Origin of the sequence: uncultured Cardiobacterium sp. (genome assembly GCF_938028185.1) — a bacterium.
Taxonomy (GTDB): domain Bacteria; phylum Pseudomonadota; class Gammaproteobacteria; order Cardiobacteriales; family Cardiobacteriaceae; genus Cardiobacterium.
In genome coordinates this window covers 1-18,252 of the sequence record NZ_CALJAH010000442.1, presented here as the reverse complement: position 1 = coordinate 18,252, position 18,252 = coordinate 1, and the positions used below count along the sequence as shown (strand labels likewise).

The following is an 18,252-nucleotide window of genomic DNA, read 5'->3' as shown; positions in this document are numbered from 1 at the left end:
CGGCATACCCTGTAAAATTCTCTTTCCCGAAGGATGCCGGTGAAGACCAAACATCCAGGCTGGGGCGTATCCATTTTTTCCATTCTGACCCGGAGCAGGAAAAAAGAGACAAGGAATACCAGGCAAAACTGGAACGCGCTGAAGCCTTCATCCGCAAAGTAGAATTTGATACCTTTGAGCGGCTGCGTATTGCAGGTGCAGATGAAATCGGCGACGAAAGCGATATTGACGTCGAAAAAGAATCCTCGCCCATGCAGCGCGTCGCCAAATTGATGGCAAAGCGTGGCGACTGGCACGATTTGGCGGATATAAAAGGCATTGTCTGGGAAATAGACAATAAACCGGTAGCGCATAAAGCGCGCAAGAAATTGCGCAAAGCGTTTGACCATACGAACGAATTTGACGGGCGCAGCCGTCTGGTTGGCTTTCCCAAATATAAGCGGCGGCTTACCGTGCAGCTCGGTTATCCAACCCCTTCCATCGGTGGCGATACCGGGAATGCCTGGGTAAAGGCATTCGCGGATAATCATCAACGGATTGCCCGGATATGGTTTGAAAGCTTTCATCATTGCGAAAACCCGGCGCTGTGCGAGAAATATCTGCGCCGCCAGTTCAAGGCATCCACCATTATGGAACCCATCACCGAACCCTGCCCCAAAGATGAACCGGACATGATTATAAAGCGCTATTACCGGCTTGCCATTCAGGGAAAACCGCTATTCCTGTCGCTCTATGCCAATGAATCCCCGCAAGGTTCATTCAAAGCCGCGGATGGAATCACCGTCATCACACTATATACAGACTATCCCGCAGATAGCATTGGCGACAGTCAATGTACCCTGCTTCCCGCCGCCAAATCCTGGCAAAAACAGCATTAAACTTGTTCATCAAAACCGGAATTACCCATGCCTATCAATGCCACGCTTGTCAAACGCCTGCGTCTCACCCAATCCCTGTTACTCATCATTGACTTCGGCCTGCTGCTTTATTGGTTGGCAACCGCATTGCACCTGATTCCGCCATCGCTCGCCTTTCGGGATTACAGCACGCCCGCCGTGATTGCCTGGAACTGGTCATTTTTGCCGCTGGATTTATGCGCCATCGGTAGCGGTTTAGCCTGGGCATGGCTGAGCAGACACCAGCCGTTTTCTTCCGCCGCGCAGGCGTTGTTGCTGATAACCCTGACGCTGACTTTTGCTACCGGGTTAATGGCTATTAGCTATTGGGCGATTGCCAAAGATTTTGAATGGTTATGGTGGCTGCCGAATATGGGGTTAATGCTGATTCCCGCCGCCTGTGCCTATGCGCTGCGGGAATTGTGGCGGTAATGGCGTACGCATTAAAAATTGCCCGGAAAGGCGGTTTTTTTATCGGTTTGTGAGGATGGCTATAAACGGGCAGTTACGGCTTTGCCTAACCGCCCCTACGCGCGCCTCAATCTTCTGGCGGAAACGGAATCGGCTCGCCGTAGTGGCGCGCTTCTTTGCCGGAAATCACGTCCCACACCGCGCGCATTCGTGCGCCGATTTCGCGCACCTGTGTTTTCAGGCGATAGCGCAACTGCATCGGGTCGGCGGCGTTGAGCGCAATCACCGCCTGGCCGTGGTGGCGGGCGAGGAATACCGCGCGCGCGTTGTGAAAGGGCTGGCTGACGATGATGTAGTCGCGGTTGCCAAAGACGCGGTCGGCGCGCAAGACGCTGTCGAGCGTGCGCAGTCCGGCGTAATCGGGCTGGATGCGCGCGGCGGGAATGCCAGCGGCGATGAGGTCGGCGCGCATCTGCGCCGGTTCGTTATAGGAAAGGCTGCGGTTGTCGCCGCTGACGATGAAGTATTGCGCCTTGCCGCTGCGGTAGAGCGCCGCCGCCGCGTCAATGCGGGCGCGGTAATAGAGATTGACGCGGCCATCGGTGGTGTATTTCGCCGTGCCGAGTACCAGCGCCAGCGGTCGCGCCGGGATTTCTGCCACGCTGTCATAGAGATAGCTGCGGCTGCTCCAGGAAATCCAGGCATAGCATCCCGCCGGCACCGCGAGTGCCAGCGCCAGCAACAACAATCCCCAGTAAATCAATCGACGTAACACAGGCTCCTCCAAACAAGCGCTCATGTTAGCGCGAAACCGCCGCAAAGTCCGCCATGATGCGGTTCCCGCCCGCTTCAGACCGTCCGCGTTGCGAAGGCAGGCCGCCTGTCATGCCGTTTGGCGCTATCATGCGCGCAGATTTTTTTTATGAAGGAGGGCGTTATGTCCTGGCTGTTTTTTGCTTTGTTATCAGCGGTGTTTGCCGCGCTGACCGCCATTTTTGCCAAAATCGGGCTGGAGGGGCTGGACAGCGATTTTGCGACGTTTATCCGCACGGTGTTCATCGTCGGCATTGTCGCGCTGTGGGTCAGTTTTCTCGGCAAGTGGCAGTCGCCCGCCACTGTCGGCGGCAAGCAGTGGCTGTTTCTCGCGCTGTCGGCGACGGCGACAGGGTTGTCGTGGCTCTTTTATTTCAAGGCGTTGCAACTGGGGCAGGCGGCGCACGTCGCCCCGGTGGACAAGCTGTCGGTGGTGTTCGTCGCCTTTTTCGCCGTTGCTTTCCTCGGCGAGCGGCTGAGCGCGCGCGAGTGGTTTGGCATCGCGCTGATTGTCTGCGGGGTGGTGTGTCTGACGCTGAAGCCGTCTGCACCCGCGCCCGTGTCTTCTTCGGTTCAGGTGGAGCAGGGTCATGAGTAAGTGTTTGCAATTATTGGTGATTGGCAACGAGATTTTGAGCGGGCGGCGGCAGGACGTGCATTTTGCCAACACGCGGGCGGCGTGCGAGGCGCGCGGGCTGCGTCTTGCCGCAGCGCATTTTTTGGGCGATGACGCGGCGGCGCTGGTCGCCCATTACCGCCGCGCACTGGAAGCGGGCGAGGTGGTCTTGAGTTTTGGCGGCATCGGCGCGACGCCGGATGACCGCACACGGCAGGCGGTCGCCGAGGCCTGCGGCGTGCCGCTCGAATTTCACCCGGAGGGCGAGGCGCTGCTGCTCGCCAAATATGGCGCGGCGGATTTCACCCCGGCGCGGCGCGAGCTGATTCATTTTCCGCAGGGCGCCAGCCTGATTCCCAATCCGGTCAATGGCATTCCGGGCTTCTCGCTGCGCGGCATTCACTGCGTGCCGGGCTTTCCGCAGATGGCGCAGCCGATGATGGACTGGGTGCTGGATACGTTTTACCGCGCCGATGGCCGCGCGCGGCACTATGCGGCGCTGGATGTGTTCGCGCCGGAAAGCCAGCTCGCGCCTGTCATGTGCGAACTGGAAGCGCGTTTCCCGCAGGTGGCGGTGTCCAGCCTGCCGAAGCTGCATTTTGAAAGCGAGCTGGGTTTTGACGGCGAACCGGCAGCGGTGGAATCCGCGCTTGCCGCTGCGCGGGAGTTGCTGGATGCGGCACAGCTCAAGTGGCAGGCACATTCTGCATGATGACGGCAGGCGGGTGACGGGGCAGGCGGTATTCAGAAGTCTTGCAGTCCGCTTTACGTCTATAATGGCTTGACATTTCTCTGCCCGCAGGTGCCGCCATGACTGATGTCTTTGAAAAACATTACCTTCTTTCCCCGCTGTCGCCGGAAGACCGCCAGCGTCTGACCCGGCACCAGCACCGTCGCCGTTATTCGGCAGGTAGCATGATTTTCTCCAAAAATCAGAAGACTACCGATTTTTTCCTCGTCCTTTCCGGCACGGTGCGCCTTTATTTTTCCGCGCCGGATGGCAAGGAGAAGACGATCAAGCTGTTCAGCCGTGGCCAGAGTTTTGGCGAGGCGCTGATGTTCATGCGCCATGACACATATCCCGCCAACGCCATCGCCACCGAAGACACCGAGCTGCTGGTCATCAATAACCGCGAGTTCCGCGAGATTCTTTTGAAAAACGCGGAGTTGTGTCTCGCCATCATGGGCGCGTTGTCGGAATATGTGCAGATTTTGAGTACGCAAATCGAGATGCTGAGCGTGTTCGATGCGCGCACCCGCCTTTTGCATTATCTGCGCGACCATATGCAGGGCGAGCGCAAGAACGGCGCGCTGTATCCGCTCGACATCAACAAGAAAGACCTCGCCGAATACCTCGCCATCCGCGCGGAGACGCTGTCGCGCCTGCTCAAGCAACTGGAGCAGGAAGCGGTGCTGACCTGGGATCAGCGCGGGGTGACGGTGCATGACTGGGCGAAGCTGAAGGACGCCTGATTTCGTCGCGACTGTCCCCGTTCGCGATAAAATACCGTTTTTTAATATCGCCCGCGAGGACTGTCCATGCACTGGCTTACCCAGCTATTCACCCAACACGAGAGCGTCGCCTACACCGCCGTCATCTACGCCCTCACCATCTTCAGCGGCGCCGCGCTTGGTCGCCTGCGCATTTTCGGCATCACCTTCGGCGTGACGCTGGTGCTGTTCACCGGCATCATCCTCTCCTACCTCGGCTTTACCATCAATGAACACATCACCCATTTCGTCAAGGAATTTGGGCTGATTCTTTTTGTGTACACCATCGGTTTGCAGGTCGGCCCCGGCTTCTTCGCCTCGTTCCAGCGCGAAGGGCTGAAGCTGAACGCGCTGATGCTTGTCGTGGTGCTGTTTGACGTGCTGATTGTCCTCGCCTTTTACCAGATGGGCAGCGGCGACCTGCCCATCCTCGTCGGCATCATGCAGGGCGCAGTTACCAACACCCCCGGCCTCGGCGCGGCGCAGCAGACGCTGACCAACCTCGTCGGTGACGGCAGCCAAGCGGTGCAAATGGCCGCTGGTTACGCCGCAGCCTATCCGGGCGGGGTGATGGGGCTGATTGCCGCCATCTTCCTCGTCAAATACGGCTTCCGCATCAACGTACAGGCCGAAAAACGCCTGACCCTGCGCCGCCTGCGCGCCGGCACCGCCTCCGTCACCCGCATCGCGCTGCAAGTGGAAAACCCGATGCTGGTGGGCAAAACCGTCGCCGCCGTGCGGCAAATCCTGCCGACCAGCTTCGCCGTCTCGCGCCTCGCCCGCAATGGCGAAATCACCCTCGCCGACGACAGCAAACACATCCAGCAGGGCGACATCCTCCTCGTCATCGCCCGCGACGACGAAACCGACCGGCTGATGACCCTCATCGGCGGTCAGGTCAGCACCAGCATCTTCAGCGAAAACCCGCGCACCACCTCGCCCGCCTACATCAACTCGATGCGGGTGAACGTCACCCAAAGCGGCGTTTGCAACAAAAAACTCTCCAGCCTCAACATCCACGAACGCTACGGCGTGAACATCAGTCGCGTCCGCCGCGCCGGGATTGAATTTGTTCCCGACCGCAACACCCGCCTGCAATTCGGCGACTCCATCACCCTTATCGGCGACGACAGCCACCTCCGCCACGCCGTCAGCGCCTTCGGCAACTCCAAGCGCGACCTGCAAATCCCGCACATCGCCGAACTCTTCCTCGGCATCACCCTCGGCATCGTCTTGGGCGCCATCCCCATCCCGATTCCCGGCGTGCCGGTGCCGGTCAAACTCGGTCTTGCCGGCGGGCCGCTGATTGTCGCCATCCTGATTAGCCGCTACGGCGGACGCTTCTCGGTCACGCACTACGTCTCGCAAAGCGCCAACCTGATGGTGCGCGAACTCGGCCTCGCCCTCTTCCTCGCCAGCGTTGGCCTGAGCGTCGGTCCGGCCTTCTTCGCCGCGCTCAAAGACGGCGACGGCCTCTACTGGATGGCGCTCGGCATCGCCATCACCACCGTACCGCTCCTCATCACCGCCATCACCGCCCGCCTCTGGGGCAAACTGACCTTCCCGGAAATCTGCGGCCTGCTCACCGGCTCGCACACCGGCGCGCCGGTACTGCCGTTTGCGACAGAAATCTCCCAATCCGACCAGACCGCGCTCAAATACGCCGCCGTCTATCCGCTTACCACCTTCATGCGCATCATGGTCGGTCAGGTGCTGATCGTGTTGTTTTACCACGCGCCGGTCGGCTGATACCGTTGCCAACCGTCCCCGCCTTTCGGGGCGGTTTTTATACGGGTAAATTGAGCCGCCGCCACACAAAAACGCAACGCGCGCGCAAGAAACGATGCGCTATAATCCGCGCCCTTTCCCCACAACAGAGAAAAACATGAAAAAAACCATAGCCCTGACCCTGCTCGCCCTGGCCGCCAGCGCGCACGCCGATGACGCCATCATCAGCAAAAAACTGCACGACTTCGGCCTGAAAAGCGTGGAAATCGGCGACAGCCCCATCCCCGGAATGCGCAGCGTCATCACCGAACAGGGCATTTTCTATGCCACCGAAGACGGCAAATACTACCTGCAAGGCGACCTGGTCGAACTGGGCGACAAGGGGCCGATTGACCTCAGCAACCGCCCGCTTTTGCCCAAACTGGAAGCGCTGAAAGACGAGATGATCCTCTTCCCGGCGAAAAACGAAAAATACGCCATCACCGTTTTCTTCGACACCTCCTGCCACTACTGCCAACTGCTGCACAAGGACATCGGTGCGCTGAACGAGCGCGGCATCACCGTGCGCTACCTCGCCTTCCCGCGCAGCGGCGTCGGCAGCAAAATCGCACGGCAGATGGAAACCGTCTTTTCCGCCAAAGAAAACCGCGCGCAACTGCTCGCCGACCTCGAAAACGGCAAGGACATCGCCGAAACCCGCGCCGACAAGGTGAAAAAGCACTACCAGCTCGGCCACCAGTTTGGCGTGCAGGGTACCCCCGCCATCATTACCCCGAAAGGCACGCTTATTCCCGGCTATTACAAGCCGGACGATTTGCTGAAAATGTTGCAAAACGAGGCATCGTCCTAAAACCTGCCCAAAATAGGCGCCCGCAAGGGCGCTTTTTCGTTGTCGCGCGGTACCCGGCGACGCCCCGCACAGGCGGGCGCGAAAGATGAAGCGGGTTCATGAAAGAGTGGAAATGTTTTATACTCGCCTGCGGTCATTGACCACCGGTTTATCAAGCAAAAAGGAGTGAATACATGAGTTCTGATGACAATTTGTACCGCGCGCCGCAGTCTTCCCTGCAGACGATTGCGCCGGACGGGGAACTGACCCCGGCGATGGTGGAGTATTTGTCCAAGGGCGCTTTTTGGGCGCGGGTGCAAAGCGTGGGGTATTTTCTCGGTGTCATTGCCGTTCCGGTAGGCATTGTGCTGTTGATAAAATCTGGTTCAGCCATTCTTCCAGGAAGTCTGAAAAACGAGGATGTAAGAATATTTCTGTTTATAGGGATAATCGTGGGATTGCCCGCCATGATTATTTTTGGGGTGCTGGGTATGCGGATGCGGCGTTATGCCGATGCCAGCAAGGCGTTGCAGACGGGCGGCAATATGGATGATGCGGAGCAGTGTTTTATCAGCAGCACTTCTTTTTTCAAGATAAGTGCCATCTTGACTATTATTGGCTTTGTTTTTGGTTTGCTGGGCGGGATACTTTCGTAACTGCCCTTCGCTTTTTTGTATTTGGGACAAGGAATTTTTATGAACAATATTTCGGAACATTTGCCTGCGGCCGCCCGCTGGAGCTTTGCCATGTTTGTTGTGATGATTATCAACGTCTTTTTTACGCTGCTGTTGTTTTTTAGCAATAATGGCAAGGATCTTCTTTGGAATCTTTATTCGCTGGCGATGGGGATTTGGCAGATTGTTCTTTTTCGTGCTTATTACAAGGCGTGTACGACGGCGATGGATAGCGGCGAGGCAGGCGATATTGAGCGCGCCTGCGAAGCACAGATGAAGATTATCCGCCTGCTCGGTGTGCTGATGTTGATCGCTATTATTTTTGGCACTATCGCCCTGTTTGGGTGGCTTGCCATGCTGGCAACGGCAGGCCGTTAATGCTCCTCGATGACGCGCTTTATGTGGAAACCCCGGAGGGGGTGCAGCTGGTTGCCGTGCTTGCCGACCCGCTGTCGCGGGCGCAGGCGTTTTTGTGCGATGCGCTGATTATTGTCGCGAGCCTTGTTGTGTTGGCTTTTTTGCGGGCGTGGATTTCGCCTGGCGCGGCGGGGCTGGGGATTTTTTTGGCGCTCGCCTTCCTACTCATCTGGGGCTATTTTTTTTATTTTGAATGGCTGTGGCGCGGCGTTACCCCCGGCAAGCGTTGGCTCAATTTGCAGGTCATCAGCGCCGATTTGATGCCGCTGTCGATGACGCAGGCGGCGTGGCGCAATGTGCTGCGTTATCTCGACTGGCTGCCCGCCTTTTTTGGTATCGGTGCGCTTGCCCTCACCCTTAGCCCGAAGAATCAGCGTCTCGGCGACTGGATGGCGGGCACGGTGGTGATTTTCCGTCAGCCGCCGCAAGCGCGGCTGCGCACGTTGCAGGCGGGCGAGGTCGCACCGCCGCCGTGGCGCTTGGCGCGGCATGAGCAGCGGGTGCTGATGGATTTTGCCGCCTATGCCGATTCGCATCACGAGGAGCGTTTGCTGGAATTGAGCGCGCCGCTCGCGGCAAAGATGCCTGATTGCACGCCGCGAGAGCGGGTGACGCTGCTGCGCGCCTGGGGTCGCTATTTGCGCGGCATGGATGGCAACGCATGAAGGAACAGCAGTTTGTCGCCACGCATGAGGCGTCATGGCAGGCGCTAGAGCATTTTTTCTGGCAACGCGAACGCGAGACGCGCAATCAGGATTTGCGTCTGGATTTTCCGCCGGCGTATCGCGCGCTGTGTGAGCAGCTTGTTTATGCGGAGAATGCCGGGTTTTCGCCCGCGCTCCTGGCGCGGTTGCAGCGTCTTGCCATGCAGGGGCATCAGTTGTTATACCGCCGTCAGCGCGGCAGCGGCGCGAAGGTTGCCGCTTATTTTTTGTATGAGTTACCGCAGGCGGTGCGGCGCGAGTGGCGCTATCTGGCGCTGGCGACGGCGCTGTTTGTGTTGCCGATGTTGGCCGCGCTCGGCGTCGGGCTGGTGTTGCCGGAGCTGGCGGCGGAGCAGGCGCAGGAGTACGCGGAGATGTACAAGCCGGACGAGAACCGGCGCATCGGCGAGAGTCGCGGCGCGGACAGCGATGTGCTGATGTTCGGCCATTATTTGAGCAACAACACCGGCATCGGCCTGCACACGGTGGCGGGCGGCGCGCTGCTCGGCGTCGGCGTCTTTGTCGCGCTGATTTATAACGGCTGGCTCTTCGGCATCGTCAGCGCGCACATGATTACCCTCGGCTATGCCAACGTTACCTTCTTCCCCTTCGTCATCACCCACGCCGCCTTTGAAATCACCGCCATTCTTTTTGCCGGCGCTTGCGGGTTGGCGCTGGCGCGCGGGCTGTTTGTCCCCGGCCGGCAGCGGCGCGGCGACGCGACGCGCGCGCTGGTGCAGCGCTTCTTCCCAATTTTGGTGGTGGTGGTGCTGCTCTTTTTCCTCGCCGCGCTGGTAGAGGCGTTTTGGTCGGCGATTTGGCTGCCGCCCGCCGTCAAATACATGAGCGGCGCGCTGTGCTGGGCGCTGGTGATTGCCTATTTCACCCTGGCAGGACGCGGCTATGCGCCAATTGTCGATTAAGGTGCGTGCCCGCACGCCGAAGGAGGCGCTCAATCTCGGTTTTATGGTGGCGCGGCTGTATGGTTTCAGCCTGCTGCGCACGCTGTTGCCGCTGTGGTGCGTGGCGGTTGTGCTCGCGCTCGTGGTGTGGGCGGTGAGCGGCGATCCGCTGTGGGCGATTGTGGTGGTGTGGTGGCTGAAGCCGCTGTATGAGCGCCCGCCGCTCGTGCGCCTGAGCCGTCTGGTTTTTCATGAGGAGGCGGATTTTTGGCGCGAGCAGAAATCTGCCTTTGCCCCCGGCATCGTTGCCGAATTGACGCTGCTGCGTTTCGCGCGGGCAATGGCGCCGGTGCGTCATGCGCTGCGCCTGCTGGAGGAGGTCGATGGTCGCGCCTACCGCGAGCGGCTGCGTTTTTTCCGCGGCAGCGGCGCAAGTAACGGGCTGCTGTTTTTGCTGATGTTGCTGGAGGCGGTGTGGCTGCTCGCCATGTTGTATGTGTTGCCGCCGTTTGAGATTGACTGGTCGCTGTATGTGCAGGACTACGCCGCCTTTCATGAAGCGGCCTACTGGCTCTATGCCAGTCTCGCCGTGCTGTATTTTCCGCTGGCAGCGCTGACGACGCTGCTCTATGTCGCCTGCGGTTTCATGTTTTATCTGAACCGCCGCATTATCAGCGAGGGCTGGGCGCTGGCGCTGGATTTGCAGGCGCTGGCGGCACGGTTGCCCGCGCTGTTGCTCGCCGCCGGGCTGGCGTTTGCCGTGCTGCACGCGCCCCCGGCGCAGGCGGTGGACGCGCAGGCGGACAAGGCTTGGGGGGAGGCGCGGGTCAATGACGCGCAGCAGGGACCGTATGAAATGCGCGTCGTCCCCCGGCGTGCGGCTTCCGGCGGCGGTAATGGCAATGGTGGTGGAAGCTGGTCGGGTCATCTGCCGCGCAGTAGCGGCTTCGGCGAACTGTCGCGCATCCTCCTCATTGGCGGGGCGCTGGCGCTCGCGGCGTGGCTGTTTGTCATCATCGCCCCCTACAGCGGCGGCGGCAGGCGGAAACAGGCGAAAGCGGCGGCAGGCGACACTGCCGATTTGCACGTCTGGCACGACGGCAAGGCACCGCCGCGCGATGCCGCGCTGGAACAATGGCATTCCGGCAACATGATTGCCGCGCTCGCCGTCCTCTACGCGCGTCTGGTCGCCGCGCCCGAACGGCACCGCCTGCCCGCCTTCATCCGTGGCGAGAGCGAAAGCGAATACCTGCAACGCGCGCAGCCGGGGCTTCCCGCCGCGCAGCAACAATTCCTGCGCGAGCTGTTCGCGCTGTGGCAACGCGGCGTTTACGGCCACGAGACGCTGGCGCGCGAAGCAGTACGCAGCGTGATTGAGCGCTATCTGGCGCTGTGGCAGGGCGTATGAAACCGCGCGCCGGAATCATCGCAGCCGCGCTGGTCGTCGTGCTGCTGTCGCTGGCAACCCTCCTGCCCAAACACGATGGCAGCGGCACGCGGGAACAAGTCTGGCGCGGCTGGCCGGGTACGGCGGCACACCGCCCCTACGCGCTGGCACAAGACTTCCTGCGCGAACGCGGTACCGAACTGGAACTGGCCGACCGCCCGCGTGGCGCCTTCCCCCCGCCAGACAAAGACGCGCTGCTGCTGGAAAACAACGGCGCGGATTTGCCAAAATCCCAACAAACCCGCCTGCGCGAATGGGTGGAGGCGGGCGGCCTGCTGGTGCTGGAAAGCGGTCATGCGGCGGGCAAAGCCTTCGGCCTGACATGGCAGACGCTGGAAGAAAAAAGCGACGGCTTCACCTGGCGCACGCGCGACGGCAGCGCCCTGCACATCATCGCCCCGGTCGCGCGCCGCATTGACTACAACGGCACCGCCACCACACACAAAGATGCGGACGGCAACACCGTGGCGTTGGAGATCACCGTGGGCCGTGGCCGCGTCGTCGCCCTCGGCCACGACTTCGGCCTGTGGGCGAACCGCGCCGCCTTCGCCTACCCCGGCCAGACCGCCAAAGACGCCCCGGTACCGCTGGCGCAGGGTGACAACGCCGCCTACCTGCACGACCTACTGCAACACCACAAACAGGCGCTGCTGATACAAGGCGGCCTGCCCGGCGAACGCCCGCCGTGGCACTGGCCGGGCGCGCGTTGGTGGCCGCTGCTGGCGACCGCCGCCCTCGCCCTCATCGCGTTGCTCTACTACCACGGGCGGCGCTTCGGCACATTGCTATTGCCCCCGGCGGGTGCGGCGCGCGACATCGCCCGTCACCTCCGCGCGGCAGGCGGCTACTGGGCGGACAACCGCGACGGCTACACCTTCCTCGGCGAACAAGTGCAAATGCGCCTTGCCGCCGACCTCGCTGCCGGACAACACCACTACCCCGACCGCGCGGCACAACTGGCCGACCTTGCCGACAAAAGCGGCATCAGCGCCGCCACCATCGAAACCCTGCTGACGGCACAAGTGCCGTCGGACGAACCCGAATTTACCGCATACATGACCGCCATCGCGCGGCTAAGGAGCACAATGTGAATGCAGCCCTGGAAGAACTCTGCGCCACCGGAGCCGCCCTGCGCGAAGCCGTACAGCGCGTCATCATCGGCCAGGAACAAGTCGTCGAAGAAGCGCTGATTGCGCTGCTCTGCGGCGGCCACGTCCTCATCGAAGGCGTGCCGGGACTGGGCAAAACCCTGCTCGTCGAAAGCCTTGCCAAAGCCATCAACGGCCAGTTCCAGCGCATCCAGTTCACCCCCGACCTGCTGCCCGCCGACATCACCGGCAGCATGATTTACGACCCCGGCGAAAGCCGTTTCAAATTCCGCCGCGGCCCGGTCTTCACCAACCTGCTGCTCGCCGACGAAATCAACCGCGCCCCGGCCAAAACCCAGGCGGCGCTGCTCGAAGTCATGCAAGAGCGGCAAGTCACCATCGAAGGCAAAACCCTGCCGCTCGCCGCGCCCTTCATGGTACTCGCCACCCAAAACCCCTTTGAACAAGAAGGCACCTACCACCTGCCCGAAGCGCAGCTTGACCGCTTCCTCCTCAACAGCCGCATCGACTACCCCGCAGAAGCGCAAGAAAAAGCGCTGCTTGCCCGCCTGCTTGGCTTTGACACCCCGCTCGCCAACAACACCAGCGCCATCAGCCCGCTGCTGGACGCCGCCGCCCTGCCTGCCCTGCAAAAAGCGCTGCTGGAAGTACAAGTGGACGAACGCATCATTGACTACGCGCTGGCGCTGGTGCGCAAAACCCGCGCCATGCCGCAATTCTCCGCAGGCGCCGGGCCACGCGCGGGCATCGCCCTGCTCGTCACCGCCCGCGCCCGCGCCGTGCTGCAAAAACGCGGCTACGTCATCCCCGAAGACATCAAGGCACTCGCCCCTGCCGTCCTGCGCCACCGCGTACAGCGCTCGGCAGAAGCCGAAATCGACGACATCAGCACCGACAGCCTGCTGGCACAACTGCTGCAAACCGTGCCCGTGCCACGGCAATAAACGAAAGTCCCTCCCCCTGTGGGAGAGGGCAGGGTGGGGCAACCATTGCCCAAAACATCTGCCGAAACACTCCCTCCCCCGCTACCCTGAAAGTAATGACGGCAGGGTAGGGCAGGGCGGCGCAACCCGTTGCGGTGGTGGCATGGCGCCGATTTTGTCATCGCGCCGCGTGGGCGCTGGTGTAGAATTGCCTTCTTTCTTTTTGGGAGTTTCCGGTGGATGCTGTTCCTGCGCTGCAAGCGGTTGATATTCATAAGTCCTTTGGCGATGTCGAGGTGTTGAAAGGGATTTCCCTGACCGCGCACAAGGGCGATGTGGTCTCGATTCTCGGCTCGTCCGGTTCGGGCAAGAGTACTTTTTTGCGTTGCCTGAATTTTCTGGAGATGCCTGACCGGGGCGAGGTGCGCGTTGCCGGTGAGGTGGTGCAAATCAAGGAGAAGCGCCACGGTCGCCGCGAGGCAGGCAGTCTGCGCCAGATTCAGCGGGTGCGCTCGAAATTGTCGATGGTGTTCCAGAATTTCAATTTGTGGCAACACATGAGCGTGATGCAGAACCTGATTGAGGCGCCGACCCAGGTGCTGAAGGTGCCGAAGGCCGAGGCGATGGAACGCGCGGCGGCGCTGTTGCACAAGGTCGGGCTGTATGAGCGGCGCGATTATTATCCAAACCAGCTTTCCGGCGGGCAGCAGCAGCGGGTGGCGATTGCCCGCGCGCTGGCGATGGAGCCCGACGCCTTGCTGTTTGATGAACCGACTTCGGCGCTTGACCCGGAACTGGTCGGCGATGTGCTGCGGCTGATGCAGGAGCTGGCCGCCGAGGGGCGAACAATGGTCGTGGTCACGCACGAGATGGGGTTCGCCCGCGAGGTGTCCACCCATGTGATGTTTTTGCATCAGGGGCAGATTGAAGAGGAAGGGCGACCGGAAAAGCTGTTTTTCCACAGCGATTCTGAACGGGTTCGCCAATTCTTGTCCAACAGCCTTAAAGGCTGAACTTCCAAAAGGGGATACATTATGAAAAAAACACTCGTCCTTGCTCTCGCAGCAGGCTTTACCGCCCAAACGTTCGCCGCTGGTGATGTCCTCATCCTCGCTGCTGAAGGCACTTACCCGCCCTTTTCCGAAATCAAAGACGGGAAAATGACCGGCTTCGATATCGACATTGGCCTCGCCCTCTGTGCAGAAATGAAGCGCGAATGCCGCTTCGAGCAAATCGACTGGGAAGGCCTGATTCCGGCGCTGAAAACCAACAAAATCGACGCCATCGTCGCCTCCATGAACGACACCCCGGAACGCCGCGAAAGCGTCGCCTTCACCGACCCGTATTACACCAACCCCGGCCTATTTGTCCGCGCCAAAGGCAGCAGTATTGAGCCAACTCCAGAGGGCGTAAAGGGCAAAAACGTCGGTGTCTTGCGCGCTTCCATCTTCGACAACTACGTCACCGATAAATTCCCCGAAGCGAATATCCTGCGCTATACCGGGCAGGAAGAAGCCAACCTTGATGCCGTCGCCGGACGCGTTGACCTGCTCTTCGCCGATAAAGTCGTGATGGAAGAAGGCTTCCTGCAACGCGACGAAGGCAAAGACTTCGAAGCCGTCGGCCCCGAAGAAAACGACAAAAAATACTTTGGCGAAGGCATCTCCATCGCCGTGCGCAAAGAAGACGGCAAACTGCGCGAAGACCTGAACGCCGCGCTCAAAGCTATCCGCGCCAACGGCGAGTACAAAAAAGTGAACGACAAATACTTCAAGTACGACGTCTCCGGCGGTACCGCCAAATAACGCCTTTCCCTTTTATCCCACAGACATCAAGGTGCAAACATGAAAAAAATCCTAGCTCTCGCCCTCACTGCTGCTTTCGCCGCTCCGGCCTTCGCCGCTGACGACGTCCTGGTCTTCTCCACCGATGGCACCTATCCGCCATTCTCCGAAACCGGCAGCGACGGCAAAATGACCGGCTTTGACATTGACATCGGCCTCGCCCTCTGTGCCCAAATGAAGCGCGAATGCCGCTACGAACAAATGGACTGGGAAGGCCTGATTCCGGCGCTGAAAACGCACAAAATCGACGCCATCGTCGCCTCCATGAACGACACCCCGGAACGCCGCGAAAGCATCTCTTTCACCGACCCGTATTACAGCAACCCCGGCATCTTCGTCCGCGCCAAAGGCAGCAGCATTGAGCCGACCCCGGCAGGTGTGAAAGGCAAAACCGTAGGCGTACTGCGCGCCTCCATCTTCGACACCTACGTCACCGACAACTTCCCTGATGCCAACATCCAGCGCTACACCTCGCAAGAAGACGCCAACCAGGACGCCCTGGCCGGACGTGTTGACCTGCTCTTCGCCGACAAAATCGTGATGGAAGACGGCTTCCTGCAACGCGACGAAGGTAAAGAGTTCGAACAGGCAGGCGCCGACGTGGACGACAAAAAATACTTCGGCGCGGGCATCTCCATCGGCGTACGCAAAGACGACGACAAACTGCGCGAAGACCTGAATACCGCACTCAAAGCCATCAAAGAAAATGGCGAATACAAAAAAGTGAACGACAAATACTTCAAGTACGACATCTCCGGCGGGACAGCGAAATAAACCGCCCCAACCCGCCAACCCGCAACCACAAAGGTGGACCCATGAAAAAAATCCTGACCCTTGCCCTCGCGGTAGCCTTCACCGCCCCGATCCTTGCCGCCGAGGACGTCCTCATCCTCGCCACCAACGGCACCTACCCGCCATTCTCCGAAACCGGCAGCGACGGCAAAATGATCGGTTTCGACATTGACATCGGCCTCGCCCTCTGCGCCCAGATGAAGCGCGAATGCCGTTACGAACAAATGGACTGGGAAAGCCTGATCCCGGCGCTGAAAGGCAAAAAAGTTGACGCCCTCGTCACCTCCATGAACGACACCCCCAAACGTCGCGAAAGCGTCTCCTTCACCGATCCGTATTACGCGAACCCCGGTCTCTTCGTCCGCGCCAAAGGTAGCAACATCGAGCCGACCCCGGAAGGCGTCAAGGGCAAAGTCATCGGCGTCTTGCGCGCCTCCATCTTCGACAACTACGTCACCGACAAATTCCCCGACGCCAATATCCAGCGCTACACCTCGCAAGAAGAAGCCAACCTTGATGCCGTCGCCGGACGCGTTGACCTGCTTTTTGCCGACAAAATCGTGATGGAAGACGGCTTCCTGCAACGCGAAGCCGGCAAAGACTTCGAACAGGCGGGCACGGAAGTGAACGACAAAACCTACTTCGGTGAAGGTATCTCCATTGCCGTGCGCAAAGAAGACGACAAACTGCGCGAAGACCTGAACGCCGCACTCAAAGCCATCAAAGAAAACGGTGTGTACAAAAAAGTAAACGACAAATACTTCAAGTACGACATCTCCGGCGGCACGGCGAAATAACCATGCACGGCTACACCATCCTGCTTGAATACAAAGAGCAACTGCTCAAGGGTGCGCTTGTCACCCTTGAGCTCGCCCTCTCCGGCCTCCTCGTCTCGCTCATCTTCGGCATCCTCGCCTGCCTCGGCAGCATGCACAAAAACCCGTGGCTGCGCCTGCCCGCTATCGCCTACACCACCCTCGTGCGCGGCGTGCCCGACCTCATCCAGCTCTTCCTCATCTACTACGGCGGCCAATACCTGCTGAACGCACTCACCACCCGCCTCGGCTGGTCGCATATCGATATCGACCCGCTCTACACCGGCATCTTCGTCATCGGCTTCGTCATGGGTGCCTACATGGCCGAATCCTTCCGGGGCGGCTTCCTTGCCATTCCCAAAGGGCAAATCGAAGCCGCGCGCGCCTACGGCTTCCCGCGTCGTACCATCTTCTGGCGTATCTCCTGGCCACAAATGCTGCGCTATTCCCTGCCGTCCCTCGGCAACAACTGGCTGGTGCTGATGAAAAATACCGCGCTCGTCTCTATCATCGGCCTGCAAGACATCGTGCGCATCGCCAACGCTGCCGCGCGCACCGCCCAAAAAAAAGACCTCTACGCCGGCTTCTGGTTCTACGGCGCCATGGCGGGCTACTTCCTCCTCCTCACCACACTCTCCATCGCCATCCTCTGGTGGCTGCGGCGGCGCTACTCCGTGGGCTTTGAAGTACAAGGACAATAAATGGACAACACCCAACTCCTCATGTGGCTCGGCGGGCTGTGGCAGACCCTGTGGCTGGTCGGCCTCTCGCTCGCCATCGGCCTTACCATCGCTATCCCCTGCGGCGTCCTGCTCGCCGCGCGCTGCTCAATCATCTGGAAACTGCCCGTCCACATCTTCAGCTACATCTTTCGCGGCACCCCGATGCTTGTGCAGCTTTACGTCTTCTACTACGGCATCGGCCTCGTTATCGGCCGCATCCCCGGCGTGCGCGAGCTTGCCCTGTGGCCGCTCATGCGTCAGGCCTGGCCGTGGGTCATGCTCTCCTTCATATTGAACACCGCCGCCTACACCGCCGAAATCGTGCGCGGCGCGATTGAGACTACCCCGCGCGGCGAAATCGAAGCCGCCAAATCCCTCGGCATGAGCCGCAACCAAATCCGCACCCGCATCATCCTGCCGGGCGCCCTGCGCCGCGCACTGCCCGCCTACGGCAACGAAATCATCTTCATGCTGCACGGCTCGGCGATTGCCAGCACCGCGACCCTGCTCGACATTACCGGCGTCGCCAATACCCTCTTTACCAAAACCTACGAACCCTTCCAGCCCTTCCTCATCGCCGCTGGCGTCTACCTTGCCATCACCCTGTGCATCGTCGCCCTCTTCCGCCACATCGAAAAACGGCTGAACCGGCATCTGTGAAAAAAGCAAAAACCGCCGTAACGGCGGTTTTTTTATAGCCATCCACCGAAGTTTCAGACAAGGCGCATCACTATAGCCGCAAAATCGTCGCCATCACCCGGATGGTGCGCCGAGGCGCACCCTATGGCGGATTCTGTGTGTAGGGTGTGTGGCGGCGCAGCCGACACGCACGCGGGGGATTTTGCATCGGCAACCGCGTGCGTGCCTGCGGCACACACCCTACGCGCAGCGGAGCTATAGCGATACACTCAAAGTTCTGTACAAGGCGCACCGCTGAAGACTTACGCGGTTGTACGGCGCAAAATGGTTTCGCCATTTTTTTAGGGTGCCCGGTCAGGCGACGCAACACAGTTATGGGGCTTTCGGTGGATGACTATAAATTCCGGTAACGGTTAATGCGGCTGCCGCCGAACGGCTCCCTCCCCCTGTGGGGGAGGGCTGGGGTGGGGTTTATCAATC

At 60.2% G+C, this 18,252-nt stretch carries 21 protein-coding genes; 20 read left to right on the top strand and 1 reads right to left on the bottom strand.

All coding sequences use genetic code 11. The features are described from left to right. Both Q0349_RS12845 and Q0349_RS12840 read left to right on the top strand, forming a co-directional pair. A partial coding sequence (locus Q0349_RS12845; RefSeq protein ID WP_298081412.1) for a hypothetical protein occupies positions 1-878 on the top strand: 878 nt, incomplete at its 5' end. A 27-nt stretch (positions 879-905) separates the two neighbouring features. Then, positions 906-1,328 (top strand): DUF5360 family protein, encoded by a 423-nt coding sequence (locus Q0349_RS12840; RefSeq protein WP_298081411.1) that lies wholly within the window; start codon positions 906-908, stop codon positions 1,326-1,328. Positions 1,329-1,434: 106 nt separating this feature from the next. Here the strand turns inward: Q0349_RS12840 and Q0349_RS12835 are convergent, their stop codons facing one another. After that, positions 1,435-2,082 (bottom strand): ElyC/SanA/YdcF family protein, encoded by a 648-nt coding sequence (locus tag Q0349_RS12835; protein ID WP_298081410.1) that lies wholly within the window; start codon positions 2,080-2,082, stop codon positions 1,435-1,437. A 162-nt stretch (positions 2,083-2,244) separates the two neighbouring features. On the opposite strand from Q0349_RS12835, the gene Q0349_RS12830 reads away from it, so the two are divergent. The 18 genes from Q0349_RS12830 (at position 2,245) to Q0349_RS12745 (ending at position 17,793) form a co-directional block, all read left to right on the top strand. Further along, a complete protein-coding gene (locus tag Q0349_RS12830) occupies positions 2,245-2,718 on the top strand; it encodes an EamA family transporter (RefSeq protein WP_298081409.1) in 474 nt (157 codons plus the stop codon). Further along, positions 2,711-3,448 carry a molybdopterin-binding protein gene (locus Q0349_RS12825; protein ID WP_298081408.1) on the top strand — a complete coding sequence of 246 codons (738 nt, stop codon included), beginning with the start codon at positions 2,711-2,713 and terminating at the stop codon, positions 3,446-3,448. Before Q0349_RS12830 ends, Q0349_RS12825 begins: the two co-directional genes overlap by 8 nt. A 98-nt stretch (positions 3,449-3,546) precedes the next feature. Beyond that, positions 3,547-4,209: a Crp/Fnr family transcriptional regulator gene (locus Q0349_RS12820; protein WP_298081407.1), complete on the top strand. Its 663-nt coding sequence runs from the start codon at positions 3,547-3,549 to the stop codon at positions 4,207-4,209. Between the two features lie 66 nt (positions 4,210-4,275). Continuing rightward, positions 4,276-5,976, top strand: a complete 1,701-nt coding sequence (locus tag Q0349_RS12815; protein ID WP_298081406.1) for a putative transporter — start codon at positions 4,276-4,278, stop codon at positions 5,974-5,976. Positions 5,977-6,112: 136 nt separating this feature from the next. Continuing rightward, positions 6,113-6,805 (top strand): bifunctional protein-disulfide isomerase/oxidoreductase DsbC, encoded by a 693-nt coding sequence (gene dsbC, locus Q0349_RS12810; RefSeq protein WP_298081405.1) that lies wholly within the window; start codon positions 6,113-6,115, stop codon positions 6,803-6,805. 173 nt (positions 6,806-6,978) lie between these two features. Continuing rightward, positions 6,979-7,440, top strand: a complete 462-nt coding sequence (locus Q0349_RS12805) for a hypothetical protein (protein ID WP_298081404.1) — start codon at positions 6,979-6,981, stop codon at positions 7,438-7,440. Positions 7,441-7,479: 39 nt separating this feature from the next. After that, complete coding sequence (locus Q0349_RS12800) at positions 7,480-7,836, top strand: hypothetical protein (protein WP_298081403.1); 357 nt, start codon at positions 7,480-7,482, stop codon at positions 7,834-7,836. Next, entirely contained in the window at positions 7,836-8,540 is a 705-nt protein-coding gene (locus Q0349_RS12795; protein WP_298081402.1) for an RDD family protein, read from the top strand. The genes Q0349_RS12800 and Q0349_RS12795 overlap by 1 nt, the downstream gene beginning before the upstream one ends. Beyond that, positions 8,537-9,502: a stage II sporulation protein M gene (locus Q0349_RS12790; protein WP_298081401.1), complete on the top strand. Its 966-nt coding sequence runs from the start codon at positions 8,537-8,539 to the stop codon at positions 9,500-9,502. The genes Q0349_RS12795 and Q0349_RS12790 overlap by 4 nt, the downstream gene beginning before the upstream one ends. Then, positions 9,483-10,889, top strand: a complete 1,407-nt coding sequence (locus Q0349_RS12785) for a hypothetical protein (RefSeq protein WP_298081400.1) — start codon at positions 9,483-9,485, stop codon at positions 10,887-10,889. Before Q0349_RS12790 ends, Q0349_RS12785 begins: the two co-directional genes overlap by 20 nt. Next, the gene (locus Q0349_RS12780; RefSeq protein WP_298081399.1) at positions 10,886-12,019 is read left to right on the top strand and encodes a DUF4350 domain-containing protein; all 1,134 of its coding nucleotides are present in this window, start codon (positions 10,886-10,888) and stop codon (positions 12,017-12,019) included. Before Q0349_RS12785 ends, Q0349_RS12780 begins: the two co-directional genes overlap by 4 nt. Further along, positions 12,016-12,981, top strand: coding sequence for a MoxR family ATPase (locus tag Q0349_RS12775; RefSeq protein WP_366916328.1), 966 nt, complete (start codon positions 12,016-12,018; stop codon positions 12,979-12,981). Before Q0349_RS12780 ends, Q0349_RS12775 begins: the two co-directional genes overlap by 4 nt. A gap of 215 nt (positions 12,982-13,196) precedes the next feature. Further along, the gene (locus Q0349_RS12770) at positions 13,197-13,973 is read left to right on the top strand and encodes an ATP-binding cassette domain-containing protein (RefSeq protein ID WP_298081398.1); all 777 of its coding nucleotides are present in this window, start codon (positions 13,197-13,199) and stop codon (positions 13,971-13,973) included. Positions 13,974-13,994: 21 nt separating this feature from the next. Beyond that, positions 13,995-14,765: a transporter substrate-binding domain-containing protein gene (locus Q0349_RS12765; protein ID WP_298081397.1), complete on the top strand. Its 771-nt coding sequence runs from the start codon at positions 13,995-13,997 to the stop codon at positions 14,763-14,765. A gap of 39 nt (positions 14,766-14,804) precedes the next feature. Continuing rightward, positions 14,805-15,578, top strand: coding sequence for a transporter substrate-binding domain-containing protein (locus Q0349_RS12760; protein WP_298081396.1), 774 nt, complete (start codon positions 14,805-14,807; stop codon positions 15,576-15,578). A gap of 41 nt (positions 15,579-15,619) precedes the next feature. Next, complete coding sequence (locus Q0349_RS12755; protein ID WP_298081395.1) at positions 15,620-16,393, top strand: transporter substrate-binding domain-containing protein; 774 nt, start codon at positions 15,620-15,622, stop codon at positions 16,391-16,393. A 17-nt stretch (positions 16,394-16,410) separates the two neighbouring features. Next, complete coding sequence (locus tag Q0349_RS12750; protein WP_366916329.1) at positions 16,411-17,112, top strand: ABC transporter permease subunit; 702 nt, start codon at positions 16,411-16,413, stop codon at positions 17,110-17,112. Next, complete coding sequence (locus tag Q0349_RS12745) at positions 17,113-17,793, top strand: ABC transporter permease subunit (RefSeq protein ID WP_298081393.1); 681 nt, start codon at positions 17,113-17,115, stop codon at positions 17,791-17,793. Positions 17,794-18,252 lie beyond the last annotated feature (459 nt).

What these genes read in the sequence shown, in the direction of transcription:
- Q0349_RS12840 (WP_298081411.1), top strand. Translation starts at nt 906, where the DNA reads ATGCCTATCAATGCCACGCTTGTCAAACGCCTGCGTCTCACCCAATCC.
- Q0349_RS12830 (WP_298081409.1), top strand. Translation starts at nt 2,245, where the DNA reads ATGTCCTGGCTGTTTTTTGCTTTGTTATCAGCGGTGTTTGCCGCGCTG.
- Q0349_RS12825 (WP_298081408.1), top strand. Translation starts at nt 2,711, where the DNA reads ATGAGTAAGTGTTTGCAATTATTGGTGATTGGCAACGAGATTTTGAGC.
- Q0349_RS12820 (WP_298081407.1), top strand. Translation starts at nt 3,547, where the DNA reads ATGACTGATGTCTTTGAAAAACATTACCTTCTTTCCCCGCTGTCGCCG.
- Q0349_RS12815 (WP_298081406.1), top strand. Translation starts at nt 4,276, where the DNA reads ATGCACTGGCTTACCCAGCTATTCACCCAACACGAGAGCGTCGCCTAC.
- dsbC (WP_298081405.1), top strand. Translation starts at nt 6,113, where the DNA reads ATGAAAAAAACCATAGCCCTGACCCTGCTCGCCCTGGCCGCCAGCGCG.
- Q0349_RS12805 (WP_298081404.1), top strand. Translation starts at nt 6,979, where the DNA reads ATGAGTTCTGATGACAATTTGTACCGCGCGCCGCAGTCTTCCCTGCAG.
- Q0349_RS12800 (WP_298081403.1), top strand. Translation starts at nt 7,480, where the DNA reads ATGAACAATATTTCGGAACATTTGCCTGCGGCCGCCCGCTGGAGCTTT.
- Q0349_RS12795 (WP_298081402.1), top strand. Translation starts at nt 7,836, where the DNA reads ATGCTCCTCGATGACGCGCTTTATGTGGAAACCCCGGAGGGGGTGCAG.
- Q0349_RS12790 (WP_298081401.1), top strand. Translation starts at nt 8,537, where the DNA reads ATGAAGGAACAGCAGTTTGTCGCCACGCATGAGGCGTCATGGCAGGCG.
- Q0349_RS12785 (WP_298081400.1), top strand. Translation starts at nt 9,483, where the DNA reads ATGCGCCAATTGTCGATTAAGGTGCGTGCCCGCACGCCGAAGGAGGCG.
- Q0349_RS12780 (WP_298081399.1), top strand. Translation starts at nt 10,886, where the DNA reads ATGAAACCGCGCGCCGGAATCATCGCAGCCGCGCTGGTCGTCGTGCTG.
- Q0349_RS12765 (WP_298081397.1), top strand. Translation starts at nt 13,995, where the DNA reads ATGAAAAAAACACTCGTCCTTGCTCTCGCAGCAGGCTTTACCGCCCAA.
- Q0349_RS12760 (WP_298081396.1), top strand. Translation starts at nt 14,805, where the DNA reads ATGAAAAAAATCCTAGCTCTCGCCCTCACTGCTGCTTTCGCCGCTCCG.
- Q0349_RS12755 (WP_298081395.1), top strand. Translation starts at nt 15,620, where the DNA reads ATGAAAAAAATCCTGACCCTTGCCCTCGCGGTAGCCTTCACCGCCCCG.
- Q0349_RS12745 (WP_298081393.1), top strand. Translation starts at nt 17,113, where the DNA reads ATGGACAACACCCAACTCCTCATGTGGCTCGGCGGGCTGTGGCAGACC.